Here is a 19,410-nt window from a genome sequence, read left to right on the forward strand (position 1 = left end):
CCTTTGAGACGTTACGGATCCGAAGTGCTCCGTGTTCAGACTGACGGACAACCAGGCGGCGCACACCGATTAGGTTGAGGGCATGACAGACCTTCACCACCCGCGCCTGTCCGGTCTCGGCCGGAACCCGGCAGCCCCCGAGGACGTCCTGGTCCGGCTCGCGGCCCACAAGGCCGGCCGGCACGGGATGTCGAGGCGGCGGGGGCCGGTGACGGATGCGGTGGTCGAGGCACTGCTGGAGCATGACAACGGAGACGTCATCACCACCCTCCGCGCGGAGCAGATCTCCCCAGCCATGCGCGGCAGGATAGCCACGCATCCGAACCCCGCGATCCGCGACGCCCGCGCGGACTTCATCCACCGTCTCGTGGAGTACGCGGCGCCGGTCGTCCCCGTAGACCTGGAAGAGGTCTACGGTCAGCCCCTGGCCTCGCTGGCCGAGGCGCCCGATCCCAAGCTGCGCGCCGCGGTCGCGGAATCCTGGTACCGTCGGCCGGCCTCCGTGCAGGCGGCGTTCCTCGCGGACCCGGATCCAGGCGTGCGTGCCGCGGCCACGCGACAGAGGCAACCGGGCGTGCCGGCCGAGTGGTGGGACCGGTGCCTCGCCGACCCGGCCGTGCGAGCCAACGTGGCGCGGTACATACCGCTCACCTGGGACCAGTTCGCCCGACTCATGGAAACCGGCGACGAGGACATCCAGCGGGCCGTGGCCGGCAATCCCCACCTCACCGCCGCCATGGTGGCCCGACTCCTGGACCTCGACGACCCGTTGGTGCGGGTCGCGGTGGCACAGAGCCGCCATGTCGACGACGCCACGCGTGACCGGCTGTACGCGCTCGTGGAAGCCCAGCGCGTGGACGGCGACATCGACGCGGAAGTGGCGATGACCTGGAACTTCACCGAACCGGCCTGGATGTATGACGCGCCCCTGGACGAGCGTCTGAGCTATCTGGACGGCCCGCACGCGATATTCCGGCGCGTACTCGCCCGCAGCCGCGATCTGCCCGAGGAGGCATGGCGTCGGCTGGACGACGACCCGGACCTGGCGGTCCGCCGCGCCGCCGCCCGTCGGCCGGACACACCACCGGAAGTCCTGGAACGACTGGTACGCGCCCACGGCGACGTGCACCACCATCGACCGCTGCTCGTCGAGCACCCCAACTTCCCCCGCCACACACTGCGCACGTTCGTCGACGAACCGGCCTCGAACGTACGCTCCCTTGCCCTCAAGGATCCGGACCTTCCGCTGCCGGCTCTCCAACAGCTCGCCGCAGACCCGGAACCCTTCCTGCGTCGCGGAGTCGCCCGCCACCCCAACATCACGGACGCCCTGCTGGAACGACTGCTGGCGGACCCCGACCCGAACGTGGCCGACGACGCCGCGGCCAACCCGGTACTGCGGCCCACCGTCATGGACCGCATTCTCACGGAGGCAGACCTGTGACCCCGGACGACGCCACGGCGGTGCAGTGCTCGATGTTCCAGGCCACGACCGGCCCACTGGTCTCCATGGCCCTGCTCTCCCTGGACCTCGACGAGGTGGCTCACCGACTGAGCCTGACGATCGAGGAGTCATGGGACGCACACGGTGCCGTGCGCGCCGCGTTCTTCGTCCTCGACGGAACGGACTTCGTCGTCACCCATCACGAAGGCGACCCGCCGGGAACGTACGTCTGGGTCAGGAGGTCGGGCCCCGTCGACCCGGCCGCCCGCACGGCCGTTCTCCTGGGGGCGCTCGGCGTGGGCACGGAGGTGGTGTCGTACTCCACCTGGGGCATCGGCACGGACCTCGCCGAGATCCCGCCTGCCTGGCGCCGGTTCCGACACCGCCCGGTCGACTCGCACCAGCGGTTCTGGGAGAGCTTCAGGGATCGGACGGGGATGTACGTCGGCCGCGTCACCTACGACGGGGTGGTGGCGTACCTCAACGGCTACGACCATGCCAGTGGCGGGGTGCTGCTGAACGGTCTTCGTGCATGGCTCGCGGCCACGTACGGGGTGGGCGAGAACCTCACCTGGATGGCACAGGTCGTCCTCGTCGTGTTCCCCGAGGGCCGGCCGGACTCGCCATGGACGGATGACCAGCACACCCGTGCCGCCGAAGGCCTCGTCGCCCTGCTGGAGGAGTTCTTCCAGCACCTCCAGGCCCCCGCACCGTTTGCGGCCCGCGCGCGGCACGATCACCATGAGGAGCAGGTGCCCCATGGATCCCGTGACCTCGCGCAGATGGCTGCGCGTCCTCGCCTTCGCCGCGGCAGCGCTGTGCACGATGGTCGTCACCATGACGGCCACGGCACGTGACACGGTCGTCTCCGCGGCGTTCTACCAGTCCGTCCTGGACGAGGAGTCGGCGTACGACCGGCTCTACGACCAGGTCCTGGTCGACCCGAAGGTGTCCGCCGTGACCCGGGACCTCCTCGCCGGGCTGCCGGTCCCGGAAGCCGTGCTCACCTCCAACGTCAAGCTGGTCCTGCCTCCGGAGACGGTCCGGGAACTCACCCACGAGCAGATCGACGCCGTGGTCGGCTACCTCAACGGCGACCGCGACAGCCTCGTCCTGAACGTCGACCTGCGCCCGGTACTGACCAACATCAACGACCTGGCGCAGATCTACTTCGGGGACCTGGTCGCCTCGGTGCAGAACCGCGCCGAACCGGACTTCGACGCCTTCTCGACCGACCTGTCCGCCGCGCTGAGGGACGTCGTCGCCGGACGCGCCCCCGCCACACTGCCCGCGCTGCCGCTCTCCGAGGAACAGGCGGCCACGGCGGCCGAGCGTGTCCTGAGCACCCTGCCCGAGCAGGACCGGGCGGCGCTGCGCGACGACATCGAAGTAGCCCTCGCGGACGGGGACATCGCCACCGTCCTCGCCACGGTGGCACCCGTCGCGGTGTCGGAACGCACCACCGACGCGACCGCCCGACTGCGGACGCTCGCCGGTGGCAACGGCTGGAACCTGGAGAAGACGCTGGAGGCGTCCGGCAACGACCTGACGGCCCTCCACCGGGCACGCGCCTACACGGCGCTCGGACTCGGGATCGTGGAAATCGTCGCCGCCGCCCTGCTGGTCGCCGCCCTGGTGGTGCTGTGGCTGACCACGTCCGCCGCGCCGGGCCGCAGGCCGATGCTGCTGGGCTGGGCCCTGGCCGCCGGCGGTCTCCTCACCGCGCTCGTCGCCGTTCTCGTACGGGTGGTGAGCGGTGGCCGGGTGATCAGCCCACCGGGGAGCTGGCCGCCCAGCCTGACCCGCCTGGTCGACGACCTCCAGCGCACGGCCGTCGACGACATGGTGGCCGCGGCCCTCTACACGGCCCTGGTCCCCCTGATCGCCGGAGCACTGCTCGCCGGATTCGGCTGGGCCCTCCAGGTACGGCCCAGCCTGCGGACCGCGGCACCGTACGCGCGCGTGGTGGCGGTCGGCACGTGCGCGGTGACCCTGGCCGGTGTCGTACTGGTGCCGCTCGTCGCGAGCCCCTCGGCGGCCCGCCGGTGCCAGGGCAGCGTGCGGCTGTGCGACCGGCCCTACGACGAGGTGGCCTACCTGACCTCGCACAACGCCATGTCGACCACCGTCGACCGGTTCATCGGGCCGCTCCAGGACCCGGCCATCACCACACAGCTCGACGACGGCGTGCGCGCCCTACAGCTCGACACCTACCGCTGGGAGAAGCCCGACGAGATCACCGCACGGCTCACCGAGTCCGACTTCAGCGCCGATCAGCGGACACTGATCGCCGGGGCCGTCAACAAGGTCAACCCGCCCCGCGAGGGGCTGTGGCTGTGCCATGCCGTGTGCCGTGCGGGGGCGATCCAACTGGTGCCGGAGCTGCGGGAGATCGGGGACTGGATGCGCGACCATCCGACCGACGTCCTGACCCTGATCGTCCAGGACGCGATCACCGCCGAGGACACCGCGAAGGCCTTCACGCAAGCCGGACTGTCCGACCTGGTGTACACACCGGACCCGGACCCCGCGGAGCCCTGGCCCACGCTGGGCGACATGATCGACAGCGGCCGTAGGCTCGTCGTCTTCGCCGAACAGGCGGACGGCCCGGAGGCCTGGTACCGCAACTTCTACCGCTACGGCATGGAGACACCGTTCGCGTTCCGCAGCCCCGACGAGATGAGCTGCGTGCCCCACCGGGGCGGCACGGGCAAGCGTCTGTTCCTCCTCAACCACTTCATCACCGCCGACGGCGGCAGCCGACTGGACGCCGGCGAGGTCAACACCCGCGAATACGTCCTGGACCGTGTCGACCGCTGCGAACGGGAGCGGGGCAGGCCCGTGAACTTCATCGCGATCGACTACACGACGATCGGCGACGCCGGCGCCGCGGTGGACGCCCTGAACGCCCGCCGTGGCTGACAGTTGAGGTGGATCCGCCGGGCGGGCGGAGGCGGAATACATCCGCCGGTTCCGCTCTTGACCATGCCGTGGGAGAGGAGCGGTGCCCGTGAGTGAGTGGGACCTGGCCGAGACGTTCCGCAGCACGTCGGGGGAGGTGCGCTGGGGCAGCCTCGGGCCACCCGGCCGGGACCCGGTGGTGCTGCTGCACGGCACGCCCTTCTCGTCGTACGTCTGGCGCTCCGTGGCCCGCGCGCTGGCCCGCGACCGGCAGGTGTTCGTGTGGGACATGCCCGGCTACGGCGCGTCGGAGAAGTCCAGCGGTCAGGACGTCTCCCTGGCCGCCCAGGGCCGGGTCTTCACCGAGCTCCTCGCGCACTGGAGCCTCGACGAACCCCTCGTGGTCGCCCACGACTTCGGCGGTGCCGTCAGTCTGCGCGCGCATCTGCTGCACGGGGCCCGCTACCGTGCGCTCGCTCTGGTCGATCCGGTCGCACTGGCCCCGTGGGGTTCGCCGTTCTTCCGACTCGTCGGCGAACACGCGGCGGTCTTCGAACAACTGCCGCCCGCACTGCACCGGGCCCTGGTACGTGAATACGTCGGCTCGGCCAGCAGCCCCGGCCTGCACCCGGCCGTTCTCGACCGACTGGTCCAGTCCTGGCTCGGCGACCCCGGCCAGGCGGCCTTCTACCGGCAGATCGCCCAGGCGACCCAGCGCCACACCGACGAGATCCAGGACCGGTACGCCGACATCACGATCCCCACCCTGATCTGCTGGGGCCAGGACGACACCTGGATCCCCCCGGAGAAGGGACGCGAGCTCGCCGCCCGCATCCCCGGCGCACATCTGGAGCCGATCGCGGGAGCGGGCCACCTGGTCCAGGAAGACACACCTGCCGAACTCACCGCGGCTCTCGCGGCCTTCCTCCGACAATCCGGCGGACACCACCCTGCGGTCGCGCGACGCCGACGATGAACTCCCCCTGCCGCTCGACGTCGGCAGAACACTCCGACGTGCCTTGTCGGCCAGGCGAGTTCGGCCGCGACCACCGACTCGCGCAGATCCTCACGCAGGTGTCGAGGACGGCGCCCACAGGCCCGTGCCGTCGGTTCAGGCGGTGGAGGCGGGCACCGGGAAGAGCATGCAGCTGCTGGTGGCGTGAGCCAACAGGCGATCCTGGGCGTCGATCAGCCTGGCCTCGGCGAGCGCGGTCTGGCGGCCTCGGCTGACGACCGTTCCGACGGCCCGGACCCGGCCCGTGTCGGAGGTGATCCGCTTCAGGAACTTCACGGTCAGATCGAGCGAGGTGTACCCCATGCCGGGCGGGAGCGTGGACTGCACGGCGCACCCTGCCGCCGAGTCGAGCAGGGTGGCGTAGACGCCGCCGTGCACGCTGCCGATCGGGTTGTAGTGCTCCTCGCCCGGGGTGATCGAGAACTGGGCCCTGCCCTCGTCCACCTCGTCGAGGGTGAAGTCGAGGGTCGCCGCGATGGGAGGCGCGGGCAGGTGGCCGGCCTGCACCGCACGCAGGAACTCCAGACCTGAGGCGCGTCCCACGGCGGCGGCGGTGATCGAGGGGTCGTCCCATTCGTAGGTGCGTACGCGTCCCATGTTCCGGCGTCCTCCCAGCTGACTTCGTTGATTGAAGCTAGCCCGGCCCGTCCCTGACTGTCAAAGGTGAAGCCAGCGCCTAGCATGGGGGCATGGAGTGGCTTGAGGTCAGCACGGAGAACTGTCCTGTGCAGCGCACACTCGACCTGGTCGGAGAGAAGTGGACGCTGCTGATCGTGCGGGACGTCGCTTGCGGCGTGCGCCGGTTCGACGACTTCCGGCGGCACATCGGCCTGTCGGAGGCGGTTCTGAGCGACCGGCTGCGGAAGCTGACCGCGGCCGGCGTCCTGACCACCGTCGCCTACCAGGAGCCGGGCAGCCGCTCCCGCAACGAGTACCGGCTGACCCGCAAGGGCTGGGACCTGTGGCCCGTACTCGTCGCCCTTCGCCAGTGGGGTGACGAGTACGCCGGGGAACCCGACGGACCGGTCATGGACATGCGCCACGCCGAGTGCGGGGCACCGGTCCGGGCCGTCGTCGCGTGCGGCGAGGAGCATGTCGCCCTGACCCCCAAAGAGGTCTCCGCCCGGCCGGGCCCCGGGGCGCGCCGCCGGGCGTGACCCCTCGGCCGGTGCCGCAGTTGGCCGGTGCGGAGTCAAGACCCTTCGTCCGGCGGTCGGCCTCTCATCCGCGTTCGCGCAGGTACGCCTCCAGCTCGGCCGCCCCGGCCAGCATCGCCCGTCCGCGGGCGGACAGCCGGGCGTGCCAGTCCCGCAGGGTGGCCTCCAGGGGCTCCGGCCCGCCAGCCGCCCGTACCTGGGCGATCAGCGGGGCGATCCGCTCCAGCGGATAACCGCCGCGCCGGAGTTGATGGGCCAGCCGCACGTCCCGTACGTCGGCCTCGTCGTAGACGCGGTACCCGGTCCGCGGATCGCGGCGCGGATGTACCAGCCCGGCGCGCTCCCAGGTGCGCAGCGTCGCGGGCCGGATGCCGAGCCGGCCCGCCAGCGGCCCGATGAACCCCCCTGCGGACCGGGCCGCTTCGGAGGGCTCGGGCAGGGGCTCCAGGTCGCGCAGGGCGCGCTCCACGGCCTGGAGGGTGCGCCGGTCGTCGAGAAGCTGGGCGTGGCTCTCGTCGATCAGCCGCAGCGCCTCCTGGGTCGCGTCCTGGTTCACGGCCCGCATGACCGACGCCGCCGTCCGGTGGCCGTGACCGGGCACCAGGGCGAGGAACGCCCGCAGCGCCCGCGCGTGCAGCGGGGTGTAGGTGCGGTAGCCGTGCGGAGTGCGACCGGCGGGCGGAAGGATGCCCGCCTCCTCGTAGTTCCTGACCGCCTGCGTGGACAGACCGTGCCCACGGGCCAGATCGACCGGCCTGAGTCGCTCACTGGTTTGAAGGTTTTTCCCCATGCTCCTGCTGATATCGCGAGAAAGTCTCAACCGAAAGTTCAACGATAGCGTTTAAGGCATGGCTACTGACTTCAAAGGCGCCGTTCACGCCGTCGATGCCGCCGCCGTCATGGGGCTGCTCCCGGCCCGGCCGCGGCTGCTCGCCCTGGGGGAGCCCACCCACGGCGAGGACGTCCTGCTCGACCTGCGCAACGACCTCTTCCGGCAACTCGTCGAAGAGGAGGGCTACCGGACGATCACGATCGAGAGCGACTGCCTGAAGGGCCTGGTCGTGGACGCGTACGTCACCACGGGCGCGGGCACCCTCGACGAGGCCATGGAGCACGGATTCAGCCACGGCTTCGGCGCCTCCGCGGCCAACCGCGAACTCGTGCGCTGGATGCGCGCCCACAACGAGGGCCGCCCCGTGTCCGAACGGCTGCGCTTCGCCGGATTCGACGGCCCCCTGGAGATCACCGGCGCCGAAAGCCCCCGGCAGGCCCTCACCGCACTCCACGGCTGTCTGTCGGCCGGGGTCGACGCGGACCAGCTCCCGTGCACCGCGGAGACACTCGACCGTCTGCTCGGCACCGACGACCGGTGGACCGACCCCGCCGTGATGATGGACCCCACCCGGTCCGTGGGGCAGTCGGCCGAGGCCGGTCGGCTGCGACTGCTCGCCGACGACCTCGTCGCCCTGCTCGACGCCCACACCCCGCACCTGATCGAGGCGACCTCGCGATACGACTGGGACCGCGCGCGCCTGTACGGACGTACCGCCGTCGGCCTGCTGCGCTACCACTTCTGGATGGCCGACACCTCACCGGGCCGGATGACCCGGCTGCTGGGCCTGCGGGATTCGATGATGGCCGACAACCTGCTCGCCCTCGCCGAACGCACCCCGGTGCTGGTCTTCGCCCACAACGCCCATCTCCAGCGGGAGAAGAGCTCGATGCGCATGTGGGACCACCCGCTGCTGGAGTGGTGGAGTGCCGGTGCGATCGTGAGCGCCCGCCTGGGCGAGGAGTACGCCTTCCTGGCTACGGCCCTCGGCACGATCCGGCACCACGGCGTGGACACCCCGCCCCCGGACACCGTCGAAGGACTCCTGTACGCGCTCCCGGAGGACCGCTGTGTCATCGACCCCGCCCGGCTGGCCGCCACCCTCGCCGACGCATGGCCCGCTCCCCGGGTGTCCCCCTACTACGGCTACGCCTCCCTCGACCCGGCGCACCTGGCCGTGACCGACGGGATCGTCTTCATCAAGGACGTTCCCCGGACCTAGCGCCCGCGTCACGCCCCCGATGCCCTGCCGGGCCTCGATGTCACTCCGTGCGCGCGCGAAGGCGCCGCAGCATGCGGGGGTCGGTGAAGCCGACCGAGCGGGCTGCCGCGTCGACGGTGGCGCCGTGGCTGATGAGGTGCTGGGCGCGTTCGAGACGGAGGGTCTGCTGGTAGCGGAGGGGGGTGAGGCCGGTGGCACGGGTGAAGAGGCGGGTGAGGGTGCGTTCGCTGACGCCGACGGCCGTGGCCAGGGCGGGCAGGGGCAGTGGCCGGTCGAAGCGGGTGTCGATGAGGTCCTGGGCGTGGTGCACGGTGTCGTCGAGATGCGAGCGGTGCCGGAACATCGCGCTGGACTGCGGCTCGTGCCCGTTGCGGCGGGCGTAGACGACCATGTCCCGGGCCACCTGCGCGGCGAGGGCGGGGCCGTGCCGGCCGGCGACCAGATGCAGGGCCAGGTCGATGCCGCTGGCGATGCCGGCCGAGGTGATCACACGGTCGTCGGAGGTGAACAGGACGTCGCGGACGACGAGCGCGCCGGGGTGGCGCGCGGCCAGCTCGTCCTGCACGTCGTGATGGGTGGTGCAGCGCCGGCCCTTGAGCAGCCCGGCCCGCCCGAGCGCCTCCGCGCCGGCGCAGACGCTGGCCACCGTTCCGCCCGCGGCGTGGTGGTCGCGGAGGACCTGGAGGGTGGCGGCGCCGATGGCGGGCGAGGCGGCGAGGGTGGCGGCACGCCAGCCGGGCACCACGATCAGGTCCTGGGGTCCGAGTTCGGGCCAGTCGAGGCCGGTCACCACGGGCAGTCCCTGGGCGGTGGGGACCTCGGGCCGCTCGGCGACGTAGGTGAGGGTGTACGGGTGCCCGAAGTCGGCGGCCGTGGAGAAGACCTGCGCGGGACCGGCCAGGTCCAGCAGATGGACTCCGGGCACCAGGAAGAAGACGACGTGGCTCACGATTCGGTCATCATGCCGGAAGACCGGCCGCGGCTTCCAGCTCGTCGACCGTGGCGATGGTGGCGAAGCGTCCGGCGAGCGCGTACTCGGTACGGCGGACGACCTCCTCGGCGGGCAGGGTGCGGGGGTCGGCGAGCAGTGCGGCGACGCTCTGGTCCTCGGGGGCGTCGCGGTGCGCGATGGGGTTGGTGGCGGTCGCGTCGACGACGAAGGTGACCTGGTATCCGAGGTCGCTCCCGACGCGGGCGGTGGTCTCCACGCACTGCTCGGTGCGGATGCCGCAGACGGTGAGCTCGCGGATGCCGCGCTCGGTGAGGAGCAGTTGCAGGTTGGTGGTGGTGAAGGCGTTGTGCGAGGTCTTGTGGATCAGGGGTTCGTCGTCCGTCGGCGGCTCGACCTCCGCCAGCAGCCGCACCTGGCCCAGGGCCGGGTCGAAGACACCGCCGGTGCCGGGCTCGGAGTGCAGTACCCACACCACCTGGTCGCCGGCCTGCCGGGCGAGCCGGACCAGACGGTTCACCTTGTCGGCGATCTTCGGGTCGGAAATGGTCTCCCACAGCGGCCGGGCGCGGAAGGACTCCTGGACGTCGATGACGATCAGTGCTCGGGTCATGTGCCAAGACTGGCCCGCGCGGGTGCGCCGAGGACAGGCCGCATCGGGTCCGGCAGCGGACCGATCCGGTCAGGGGTGACGCCTTCGGTCCTCCGACGGGACGGGCACGGCCGCGCTCTCCTCCTCCCTCACGCGCCCGGCGAGTTTCGCGATGCGCGCCTTCTTCGTGGTGATGGCGCGGGTGAGCAGACGCAGGTGCGTGGCGGATTCGGGCACGGTGGCCTCCAGTTCCGCGAGCCGGCGCTGCTCCCTGGCGAGCCGGGTCCTGAGGCGTGCGGCCGGGTCCGGGGGTGGGGGCGGGGTCGGCGCGTTGAAGACGACGTTGTGCCGGGGGTGTTCCGCGCGGACGGCCTGGCGCTCGGCTGCCTCCGGGTCGTCGGGATAGTCGATCCGCACGGCGATGACGAGCGATCTCCAGGGCTGTTCGCGCAGATGCGTGCGTATCCGGGTGAGCGGGCAGATCGTGATCCCGACGTAGAGCAGGCCCTCGGGGCCGTACAGCCGATACAGCGCGGTGCGCCCCGCGGTGTGCAGACTGCCTTCCTCGTCGAACAGGCCGCGCAGGAACTGCGCGTCGACATCGGCCATGACGTGCCCCCGACTTCACTCGCCTGTCTCCACGGTGGCACGCGGGTCTGACAACGAGACGCTCCCGCGGCCGGAGCCCCCGATACATCGGATGAGTGAGGTTCGTATCGGAGCAGCTCGGGCGTACCTCGGGACCCATCTCCCTCTGTCTGTTTCAGTTATGGCCGGATTCCATCACTGTAAGGGTTCTTGACAGTTGCATGACGCATGCCTACGTTCCCCGATACACCCGATGTATCGATGATCCCTTCAGATCAGGAGGACGACGATGACCTCGCAGTCGGGGAAGACCTCACCCATGCCCCGCCGAGCCGTATTAGGCACCGCGCTGGGGGGCGCGGCAGCAGCGGCCCTGCCCGGGACGGCCCACGCCGAATCGCCCGAACGGCTCGCACCGACAGGGCGGTCCGGCGGCGAAGGCCGCCCCTGGAGACTCCGCGACACCATGACCACCGACCGTGCCTGGGAAGACTTCCTGCGCGGTCAGGACCTGCTCTGGAGCAGGCTGCCCACCCTCTGGTACGAGGGCCCGTTCCTCGGTGACGGCCTGCTCGGCACCATGGTCTACCAGGAGCCCGGCGCCCAGCAGATCCGCTTCACCGTCCAGCACGCCCGCGTCCAGGACCACCGGCCCGAGTTCGGCAGCGGCTGGGGCACCGCCCGCCTCCCCGTCGGCCACCTCACCCTCGAACCCGTCGGCACCATCACCGCCGTCGACTGGCGACTGAGCCTGTGGAACGCCGAACTCACCGGCACGCTCACCACCACCGCGGGCACCCTCACCCTCTCCGCCCTCATCCACGACGAGGTCCTCGCCGTCCGCGTGACGGCCGACGGCGACGAAGCCCCCACCTGGACCTTCCACCCCGAGGAAGCCATCAGCCCCCGGAAGATCCAGGAGGCGCCGCCCGCCGGCTACACCCCCAACCCGCCCTGGACCCTCCGCACCACCACCGACGGCACCGAACAGACGCTCCAGCCCCTCACCGGCGGCGGGCAGACCGCGACCTCCTACCGTCGTACCGGAGACGACCTCCTGCTCAGCGTCGGCCACAGCTTCCCCTCCGCCACTGCGGCCGAGGCCGACTCGCTGCGCAACCTCCGACGCGCCCCGTCGTACGACGTCCTCAGACGACGGCACATCCGGTGGTGGCACGCGTTCTACCGGAAGAGCTTCATCTCGTTCCCCGATCAGCGGATCCAGAGCTTCCACTGGATCCAGCTGTACAAGGTCGCCTGCGCCAGCCGTGCGGGCGGCCCCGTCATGGCCACCTCCGGTCCCTGGCTGGAGCCGACACCATGGCCCGCGGTCTGGTGGAACCTCAACGTCCAGCTGGAGTACTGGCTCATCCACGGCTCCAACCACCTGGAACTCGACGCACTCGCCACCACCCTGCGCCAGAACCAGGAACAGCTGATCGCCAACGTGCCCGCCGCCTACCGCTCCGACAGCTCCGGCGTCGGCCGCAGCTCCGACATGTTCGCCAACCGCACCGTGGGCAGGCCCGGCACCGGCGCCGAGACCGGCGATCTGACCTGGGCGCTGCACAACGTCTGGCTGTCGTACCGGCACACCATGGACACGTCGCTGCTGCGCGACACGATCTACCCGGTACTGCGCCGGGCCATCAACTACTACCTGCACTTCCTCACCCCGGGCAGCGACGGCAGACTCCACCTGCCGAGCACGCTCTCGCCCGAATACCCGGTGGTGCCGCCACAGGACACCAACTACGACCTGGCGCTGGTCCGCTGGGGCTGCCGGACACTCATCGACTCCGCCGAACTGCTCGGCATCGACGACGAGTCGGCCCCGCGCTGGCACGAGACGCTGGCCCGGCTCACGCCGTACCCGGTCGACGGCAACGGCTTCATGATCGGCGCCGACACCCCGTACGCCCAGTCCCACCGCCACTACTCGCACCTGCTGATGGTGTACCCGCTGTACCTCGTCAACTGGGACCAGCCCGAACACCGGGACCTCATCACACGGTCCGTGGTCCACTGGCACGCGCTGGCCGGAGCCCACCGCGGCTACAGCTACACCGGTGCCGCGTCGATCTACGCGATGACCGGCGACGGCGACACCGCGCTCGGCTACCTGCGGAAGTTCTTCGACACCGGCACCCGCTTCCCCTGCCGGCCCAACACCCACTACACCGAGGCCGGTCCGGTGATCGAGACACCGCTGTCCGCCTCGCAGTCCCTGCACGACATGTTCTGCCAGAGCTGGGGCGGCGTCATCCGCGTCTTCCCGGCCGTCCCGTCCGCCTGGGCGGACCTCACCCTGCACGACTTCCGCACCCAAGGCGCCTTTCTGGTCAGCGCGGTCCGCAAGGCCGGGACCACTCGGTTCATCCGGGTCAAGAGCCTGGCGGGCGAGCCGCTCAAGCTCCGCCACGGCATCGGCGGAACCCTCACCGTGCTCCTCGACGACGGCACCCCGGCGCACACCGAGGACCTGGGCGACGGCACCCTCGCCATCGACCTGCCCGAGGGCCGCGAGGTGCTCGTCCACCCCGGCCGCCGCCCCGACCTGGTCATCGCGCCCGTCGCCATCAGCGAACCGGGCCCGGCTTGGGGCCTGCCGTAGCCGGTCGACACGGCGTTCACCCGATCTCACCTCGTCAACAGGGAGGATTCCCATGGCGGTTCCGATCAGGACCGCGGCTGCCGCACTGTGCGCCGGGCTGGTGGCCACCCTTCTCACGACGGTCCCCGCGCGGGCCGGACAGAGCGAGCACACCTGGACCGTGTCCGGCCCCGGGCGGGCCGAGACACACGCACCTCACGCGCGGATATCCCTGGACGACTCGAACGGCACGGTCAGCCTCTCCGTGACCCGCGACGGCCGTACGGTCGTCGAGCCGTCGCCCGTCGGTATCGTCACCGAACAGGCCGACCTCTCCCAGGACCTGCGCTTCCTGCACCGCAAGGACCGCCTCGTGGACGAGCGGTACCGGACCAGGTCCGGGAAGCGACTGGACCGCCGGGCCCTCATGAACGAAACGCGACTGTCGTTCGCCACGGCCTCGGGTGCCCGGCTCGACCTCGTCGTCCGCGCCTCCGCCGACGGCGTCGCCTACCGGTACGTCCTGCCCGCCGGCCTCGGTGACGTCCTCACCGAGACCTCCGCGTTCCGCCTTCCGCCGGACGCGACCGCGTGGCTCAGCACCTACCGGGTCGACAACGAAGGCCAGTTCGCCCAGTACACCGCGGCGACGGCCCCCACCGCCGACTACTCGCCCCAGGCCCTGTTCGCCACGGACGGCGGCTACACCCTCCTCGCCGAGTCCGACCTCACCGGCACCTACTCGGGCGCCCGCCTCGCCCACGACCGAGGCACCGGAACCTACCGGATCAAGCTCGCCGACGACCGCGTACAGACCACCGGCGCCCTCGCCACCCCCTGGCGCGCCATGGTCACCGGCGACCTCGCCACCGTCACCCGCTCCACCTTCACCGACGACCTGGCGCCGGCTTCCAAGGTCACCGACACCAGCTGGATTCGACCCGGCACCGTCCTGTGGACCTGGCTCGCCGGCGGCCGCACCGCCGGCCAGAGCCTCACCGCGCAGAAGGCCTACGTCGACTACGCCGCCGAACGCGGCTGGCCCTACGAGGCGGTGGACGCGGGCTGGTACTTCAAGTCCGACGAGTGGGACACCACCGACCCGAACTGGCAGACCGACAGCTGGCTCCCCGAACTCGTCGAGTACGCGCGGGCCAAGGGCGTCGGCATCATCGTCTGGATCCACCAACGCGACCTCGACACCCCCGAGGAACGCGCCCAGTGGCTGCCCACACTCGAACGCTGGGGCGTCAAGGGAGTCAAGATCGACTTCATGAACTCCGAGGCCCAGTCCATGCTCCAGTGGTACGACGCCATCCTCAGGGAGACGGCCGCCCACCACCTCATGGTCGACTTCCACGGCTCCACCGTCCCCAAGGGCATGCAACGCACCTGGCCCCAGGTCATGACCCTGGAGGGCGTCGCAGACGAGGAGAAGCGCACCAACACCGCCGCCCACCTCACCACCCTGCCCTTCACCCGCAACGTCATCGGCTCCATGGACTTCACCCCCGGCGCCTTCCAGCGCGTCGGCCTGCGCCCCAACTCCGACGCGGCCGAGACCGGACTCGCCGTCGTCTACGAGTCGGGCCTCCAGATGTACGCCGGCACACCGCAGTCGTACGACGACCGGCCCCTCGCCCGCGCCTTCTACGACCAGCTCCCCGCCGCCTGGGACGACACCCGGCTGCTCGCCGGCCACCCCGGCCAGGAGGCCGTTCTCGCCCGCCGTGACGGAGACCGCTGGTTCCTGGGCGGGGTGTACGCCGGTGCCGCCCGCACCGCCGAGGTGCCGCTCACGATCGGCGCCGGACGATGGCTGGTCGAGACGGTCCGCGACGGCGCCGGCGGACTCGTCGAGGACCGCCAGATCCTGCGCGGCGGCGACACGCTCGCCATCGACGTCACCGACAACGGCGGCTTCGCCGGCATCGCCTGCCGATGGCGTCCGGGAATCTCCACCTGCCACCGCTGAGCGCTCCGCTGGATGAGCGGTGATGTGCCGTCGTTCGGCTGTGGCGCCGTCGTGGCTGGTCGCGCCCGCGCGGCGGTAGCCGCACATCGATACCGCCCCGCGCCCCTTCGGGGCGCGGCCGAACCGGAGCGGACTTCGCCCGACCCGCTTGGCACCCCCAACTCCCGTCCGGAAGGACAGACATGAGCGTTTCCCGACGCAGCGTGCTGACGACAGCGGCCGGAGCCGCAGCGTCGTTCGCCACCTCGACACCACCGGCGACCGCGGCCGACAGCCGGTTACCGGCACCGACCCTGCGCGCACTGCGCTCGGCGGCCGACCACGCGGTCGAGAGACTCCGCACCGTCGCACCGAACGTGACCGCGTTCCCGGTCGGAACCAGATTCGAGAAGTGGGTCTACTCCCAGAACGGCGACTGGGTGGGCGGCTTCTGGCCCGGAACCCTGTGGATGGCATGGCTCTACAGCAAGGACGACGACTTCCGCGCCTGGGCACTGGCGTCCGCCCGGAAGCTGGCTCCTCGCCAGTACGACACCGGCACCCACGACCTCGGTTTCCTCTTCTACCCGTCCTGGGTCACCGCCTGGCGGCTGACCGGCGACGACACCTGGCGCAACGGCGCCTTGCAGGCGGCGGATTCACTGATCCAGCGGTACAACCCGCGCGGCCGTTTCATCCGCGCCTGGGGCGCGCTGACCGATCAGAGGAACGCGGGCCGGGTCATCATCGACACGATGATGAACCTGGACCTGCTGGCGTTCGCGAGCCGGCAGACCGGCGACCGGAAGTACCTGGACACGGCCGTGGACCACGCGAGGACCACGCGACGGTTCTTCCCGCGCGCGGACGGATCGACCCCGCACGTCTACGACTTCGACCCCGACACCGGCACCCCGATCGGCCCGGACACCGTGCAGGGATACAGCCCCACGTCCTGCTGGTCACGCGGACAGGCCTGGGGCATCTACGGATTCACCACGATGTACCGCCGGACCGCAGACCCCGACTTCCTCTCCACCGCCCGCGCACTCGCCGACTTCGCGCTGGCCGCGCTGACCCCGGACCACATCCCTGTCTGGGACTACCGGGCACCCCAGCAACCCCACGACATCAAGGACGCCTCGGCCGGCGCGATCATGGCCTGCGGCCTCCTCGACCTGTCCACGACCACCGGAACACCGTCCTACCGCGACGCGGCGCTCCGCCTGCTCACCGCCCTCTCGCGGACCTGCCTGACGACGAAGTCGGCACGCGCCGACGCGACCGTGGCCCGCTGCACCCGCAACAGGCCCGCCGAGGACGGCATCGAGATCTCCCTTCCCTACGCCGACTACTACCTCCTGGAGGGCATCCTGCGCGTGCTCCAGCCGCAGGACGTCGACCGGGCCATCGACCTGTCCACGCTCTGAGCGCGGCGCTAGGTTGGCGGGAGCACGGGGGAGACCTTCGCCGACGTCTGACAGAAGGGGGTCGGAGTGATGCCGAAACCGAACAAGCGCCTGCGCGCGTGGCTGTTCGTGCTCATGCTGCTCGTCGGAGGACTGGCGGCTCTGGCACCGGTGAGCAACGGTCCGTGAGCCCCGTCCGGCAAGCGCGATCGTCGACAGCGCACTGCCGGTATCCTCCCGGGCGTGATCGACGAGGGAACAGCGGGCATGGCCGAGGGCGCCCCGACGACAGCTCGGCTGAGGGCTGTGCTGAACCGTGCCGGGCACGTCGTGATCGTCGAGGGACCACCTGACGCGGTCGACCGCGCCGACCTCGCACGGACCGTGGTCAGCGGCACCGAGATCGCCGACCTGGCCCGGCTGCTGGCCATCGTGGACGGCGGCACGGGCGACCGGTGCCGGTGCACGGGCTGGCCGACGATCTTGGTGTACGACGTGCACGGTGAGCGGATCGCCCGTTGGGTGCTGCACCACCAGTCCGGTCTACGCGGGCTCGGCGACTGCGACGCCGACCTGCGGGACGGACCTGCGCTCACCGAATGGCTCGCGGAGCGAGGCCTGACCCACTCGCGGGAGGTCCAGTCGGAACTGGCCGCACAGGAGGCCGAAGCCGACCGGCGCCGAACGCGCTGGGTCCGGGCCGCGCCCGCCGGGCTGTCCGACGCCGCCGTGGACGTCGCACACCCGCCGGGGCGGGACCACATGGCCTGGTCGCGGCAACTGAAAGAGGCCAAGGAACGGCTCGCCACGCTCAGCCGGCAGCGCTACCCCGACGCGATCGAGCGGATCCGCGTCCTCCTGGCCTGGGCCGGCATTCCCTCCAGGGAGTCCACCGGCGGCCTCCAGTGGTACGACATGGCGGTGCAGGAGCAGCTCCTGGGCGAGGATCCCGCGTTCGTCCTCGCCGCGGCGGCCACGCGGCCGTCCAGCCCGGTGCGGCTCGACGGGGCGGCCGAACTCTTCGGCTCGACCCAGTGGACCGGGGCCCACGGGAGAGGCCTGCCCAAACCGCTGCGGTCGATGCTGATCGAGCACATCCAGGAAGCCGGCACCGACGCCATGAGGTTCCGGATGAGTCACGGCTACTACGGGGCCCGACGAACCGTGTGACGTCGCGTCCGTCGTGCCGGACCTCGCGGGGCGGGTGTGCCAGGGAGCGGCGGAACCCGTCGCGTCATCCCTCCTCGCGCCGCAGCCGCCGCAGGGCTTCCTGTACGGCCGGGTCGCCATCGGCATCGCTCCGTGACAGCCAGCGGGCGACGGCGTCGCGGTCGGAGGCAGGCGTCTCCGACGGCGCGGTACTCGTGGCCGTGACGCCCGCGGACGGGGAGGACGCCGCCCCGGCCGTCCGCCGCAGCCAGCCCTCGGCCTCCGCCACACGGCCGGTCTGTTTGAGCAGGGTCGCCAGGTTGAGCATGCCCGTGGGGTCGCCCGTCTCCGCGGACCTGCGGAACCACTGCTCCGCCTGCTGGACCTCCCCCCGCCCGTAGTGGCAGACGCCCACGCTCGTCATGGCCGGGCCGCTGCCGGCCGCGGCGGCCTTGCGCCAGCACTCCTCGGCCTCGACCATCCGTTCCCGCTGCCGCATCACGTTGCCGAGGTTGTTCCAGCCGTCGCCGACCTCGCCCAGTTCGATGGCCCGGCGACAGCATCGCTCGGCCTCGTCGAGCCTGCCGAGCTGCCGCAGGCTCACGCCCAGGTTCAGCCAGGCGTCGGTGTACCCGGCCTCGGCGGCCAGCCGGTAGTAGCGCTCGGCGCCTCGATGGTCGCCGCGGCTCGCGTACCAGTGGCCCAGCGCGTACTGCGCCTCCGCGCTCCCCGCGTCCGAGGCGGCCTTGAAGTGCGGTTCCGCCCGCTGCATGTCGTGGCGGTCGCGGTGGACCTCAGCCCGGTACAGCAGCGCTGTGGGATCCCCGCTCCGGGCGGCGGCGGCGAACCACTCCTCCGCCCCGGCCAGGTCCCCGGCCTGCGCGGCGAGGGCCCCCACCGCCAGCTGGTGCTCCGGTGCCATGTCGTCGTCCGGGCTGAGGACCTCCTTGAGCACGGGCCAGTTCTCGGGAGACAGCCTCAACCCGTCCTGCGTGTCTCCGAGACCGGCTTTCGCGGTCTCGGCCGCGGCGGTGAACCAGGCCTCGGCCTCGATGGCGACGGGCGCGACGACGCACAGCATCCGTGGATCGCCGTTCCGGTGCTCGCCCAGGTTCTGCCGGACCTCCTCCCACTCGGCGGGGGAGAGGCCGCCGCCGCGCTCCGCGGCATCGCCCTTCGCGGCGTCGGTGGTGGGAGTTCCGGCCGGGCGGGGCGGCCGGTCGAACGGGACGGTGCTGCGGGCCCACACCTGTAACAGCGAGATCCTGGCGTCCATCGGACCCTGGGTGGTCTCGGTCGTACGCAGCCAGCGGACGGCCTGGACAGCGTCCTGGCGGTCCCAGTGGAGCGTGGCCAGAGCGGCCGGCGCCAGCGGATCCCCGGCATCCGCCGCCTTCTCCAGCCAGTGCACCGCCTCGTCGGTCCGGCCCAGGTGACCCAGGCCGAAGCCGTAGACGGCCATGGCCCGCGGGCTGCCCGCCTCCGCGCCCTCGCGGGCGAGCTCCTCGGAGATCGCGTGGTCGTGCTCGTAGGCCATCCGGACCGCCCGGTCCAGCGATCTGGCCCCGCCGTTCCTCTTCCACATCCTCATCCGCTGCCCCTCCC

Annotated in this window: 16 protein-coding genes; 10 read left to right on the plus strand and 6 right to left on the minus strand. The window is 71.3% G+C overall.

The features are described from left to right. Positions 1-82: 82 nt before the first annotated feature. From HLK59_RS50415 to HLK59_RS05725, 4 genes are all read left to right on the plus strand, one after another. Positions 83-1,444, plus strand: coding sequence for a hypothetical protein (locus tag HLK59_RS50415; RefSeq protein ID WP_206326811.1), 1,362 nt, complete (start codon positions 83-85; stop codon positions 1,442-1,444). Further along, the gene (locus HLK59_RS05715; RefSeq protein ID WP_171140116.1) at positions 1,441-2,301 is read left to right on the plus strand and encodes a hypothetical protein; all 861 of its coding nucleotides are present in this window, start codon (positions 1,441-1,443) and stop codon (positions 2,299-2,301) included. The genes HLK59_RS50415 and HLK59_RS05715 overlap by 4 nt, the downstream gene beginning before the upstream one ends. Next, positions 2,204-4,366: a PI-PLC domain-containing protein gene (locus HLK59_RS05720; RefSeq protein ID WP_171140117.1), complete on the plus strand. Its 2,163-nt coding sequence runs from the start codon at positions 2,204-2,206 to the stop codon at positions 4,364-4,366. The genes HLK59_RS05715 and HLK59_RS05720 overlap by 98 nt, the downstream gene beginning before the upstream one ends. Before the next feature lie 88 nt (positions 4,367-4,454). Beyond that, positions 4,455-5,321 (plus strand): alpha/beta hydrolase, encoded by an 867-nt coding sequence (locus HLK59_RS05725; protein ID WP_171140118.1) that lies wholly within the window; start codon positions 4,455-4,457, stop codon positions 5,319-5,321. Between the two features lie 135 nt (positions 5,322-5,456). Here HLK59_RS05725 and HLK59_RS05730 read toward each other — a convergent pair whose 3' ends face one another. After that, positions 5,457-5,957 (minus strand): PaaI family thioesterase, encoded by a 501-nt coding sequence (locus tag HLK59_RS05730; protein WP_171140119.1) that lies wholly within the window; start codon positions 5,955-5,957, stop codon positions 5,457-5,459. Positions 5,958-6,049: 92 nt separating this feature from the next. Here HLK59_RS05730 and HLK59_RS05735 point away from each other — a divergent pair, with 92 nt between their 5' ends. Then, positions 6,050-6,517 carry a helix-turn-helix domain-containing protein gene (locus HLK59_RS05735; RefSeq protein ID WP_171140120.1) on the plus strand — a complete coding sequence of 156 codons (468 nt, stop codon included), beginning with the start codon at positions 6,050-6,052 and terminating at the stop codon, positions 6,515-6,517. A 64-nt stretch (positions 6,518-6,581) separates the two neighbouring features. Here the strand turns inward: HLK59_RS05735 and HLK59_RS05740 are convergent, their stop codons facing one another. Beyond that, entirely contained in the window at positions 6,582-7,307 is a 726-nt protein-coding gene (locus HLK59_RS05740; protein WP_171140121.1) for a TioE family transcriptional regulator, read from the minus strand. A 58-nt stretch (positions 7,308-7,365) separates the two neighbouring features. On the opposite strand from HLK59_RS05740, the gene HLK59_RS05745 reads away from it, so the two are divergent. Then, a complete protein-coding gene (locus HLK59_RS05745; protein WP_171140122.1) occupies positions 7,366-8,571 on the plus strand; it encodes an erythromycin esterase family protein in 1,206 nt (401 codons plus the stop codon). A gap of 40 nt (positions 8,572-8,611) precedes the next feature. Here the strand turns inward: HLK59_RS05745 and HLK59_RS05750 are convergent, their stop codons facing one another. The 3 genes from HLK59_RS05750 to HLK59_RS05760 form a co-directional block, all read right to left on the minus strand. Continuing rightward, entirely contained in the window at positions 8,612-9,520 is a 909-nt protein-coding gene (locus tag HLK59_RS05750) for a DJ-1/PfpI family protein (protein WP_171140123.1), read from the minus strand. A gap of 10 nt (positions 9,521-9,530) precedes the next feature. Further along, positions 9,531-10,133, minus strand: a complete 603-nt coding sequence (locus HLK59_RS05755) for an isochorismatase family protein (protein ID WP_171140124.1) — start codon at positions 10,131-10,133, stop codon at positions 9,531-9,533. A gap of 69 nt (positions 10,134-10,202) precedes the next feature. After that, entirely contained in the window at positions 10,203-10,721 is a 519-nt protein-coding gene (locus tag HLK59_RS05760; RefSeq protein ID WP_240982230.1) for a GIY-YIG nuclease family protein, read from the minus strand. Positions 10,722-10,989: 268 nt separating this feature from the next. Here HLK59_RS05760 and HLK59_RS05765 point away from each other — a divergent pair, with 268 nt between their 5' ends. The 4 genes from HLK59_RS05765 (at position 10,990) to HLK59_RS05780 (ending at position 17,826) form a co-directional block, all read left to right on the plus strand. Next, a complete protein-coding gene (locus tag HLK59_RS05765) occupies positions 10,990-13,314 on the plus strand; it encodes a Tat pathway signal sequence domain protein (protein WP_171140125.1) in 2,325 nt (774 codons plus the stop codon). A gap of 52 nt (positions 13,315-13,366) precedes the next feature. Further along, positions 13,367-15,268, plus strand: coding sequence for a glycoside hydrolase family 97 protein (locus HLK59_RS05770; RefSeq protein ID WP_171140126.1), 1,902 nt, complete (start codon positions 13,367-13,369; stop codon positions 15,266-15,268). A gap of 182 nt (positions 15,269-15,450) precedes the next feature. Next, positions 15,451-16,677 (plus strand): glycoside hydrolase family 88 protein, encoded by a 1,227-nt coding sequence (locus HLK59_RS05775; protein WP_171140127.1) that lies wholly within the window; start codon positions 15,451-15,453, stop codon positions 16,675-16,677. Between the two features lie 222 nt (positions 16,678-16,899). Beyond that, a complete protein-coding gene (locus tag HLK59_RS05780) occupies positions 16,900-17,826 on the plus strand; it encodes a hypothetical protein (protein ID WP_171140128.1) in 927 nt (308 codons plus the stop codon). A gap of 64 nt (positions 17,827-17,890) precedes the next feature. On the opposite strand, the gene HLK59_RS05785 is transcribed toward HLK59_RS05780, so the two are convergent. Beyond that, positions 17,891-19,396: a tetratricopeptide repeat protein gene (locus HLK59_RS05785; protein WP_171140129.1), complete on the minus strand. Its 1,506-nt coding sequence runs from the start codon at positions 19,394-19,396 to the stop codon at positions 17,891-17,893. Positions 19,397-19,410 lie beyond the last annotated feature (14 nt).

The organism is Streptomyces sp. S3(2020) (assembly GCF_013044505.1).
In the GTDB taxonomy this organism is placed as follows: domain Bacteria; phylum Actinomycetota; class Actinomycetes; order Streptomycetales; family Streptomycetaceae; genus Streptomyces.

Excerpts from the sequence above, each read along its gene's own strand:
- HLK59_RS05730 (WP_171140119.1), bottom strand. The coding sequence starts at position 5,957 with ATGGGACGCGTACGCACCTACGAATGGGACGACCCCTCGATCACCGCC.
- HLK59_RS05785 (WP_171140129.1), bottom strand. The coding sequence starts at position 19,396 with ATGAGGATGTGGAAGAGGAACGGCGGGGCCAGATCGCTGGACCGGGCG.
- HLK59_RS05720 (WP_171140117.1), top strand. The coding sequence starts at position 2,204 with ATGGATCCCGTGACCTCGCGCAGATGGCTGCGCGTCCTCGCCTTCGCC.
- HLK59_RS50415 (WP_206326811.1), top strand. The coding sequence starts at position 83 with ATGACAGACCTTCACCACCCGCGCCTGTCCGGTCTCGGCCGGAACCCG.
- HLK59_RS05760 (WP_240982230.1), bottom strand. The coding sequence starts at position 10,721 with ATGGCCGATGTCGACGCGCAGTTCCTGCGCGGCCTGTTCGACGAGGAA.
- HLK59_RS05735 (WP_171140120.1), top strand. The coding sequence starts at position 6,050 with ATGGAGTGGCTTGAGGTCAGCACGGAGAACTGTCCTGTGCAGCGCACA.
- HLK59_RS05765 (WP_171140125.1), top strand. The coding sequence starts at position 10,990 with ATGACCTCGCAGTCGGGGAAGACCTCACCCATGCCCCGCCGAGCCGTA.
- HLK59_RS05740 (WP_171140121.1), bottom strand. The coding sequence starts at position 7,307 with ATGGGGAAAAACCTTCAAACCAGTGAGCGACTCAGGCCGGTCGATCTG.
- HLK59_RS05770 (WP_171140126.1), top strand. The coding sequence starts at position 13,367 with ATGGCGGTTCCGATCAGGACCGCGGCTGCCGCACTGTGCGCCGGGCTG.
- HLK59_RS05755 (WP_171140124.1), bottom strand. The coding sequence starts at position 10,133 with ATGACCCGAGCACTGATCGTCATCGACGTCCAGGAGTCCTTCCGCGCC.
- HLK59_RS05745 (WP_171140122.1), top strand. The coding sequence starts at position 7,366 with ATGGCTACTGACTTCAAAGGCGCCGTTCACGCCGTCGATGCCGCCGCC.
- HLK59_RS05775 (WP_171140127.1), top strand. The coding sequence starts at position 15,451 with ATGAGCGTTTCCCGACGCAGCGTGCTGACGACAGCGGCCGGAGCCGCA.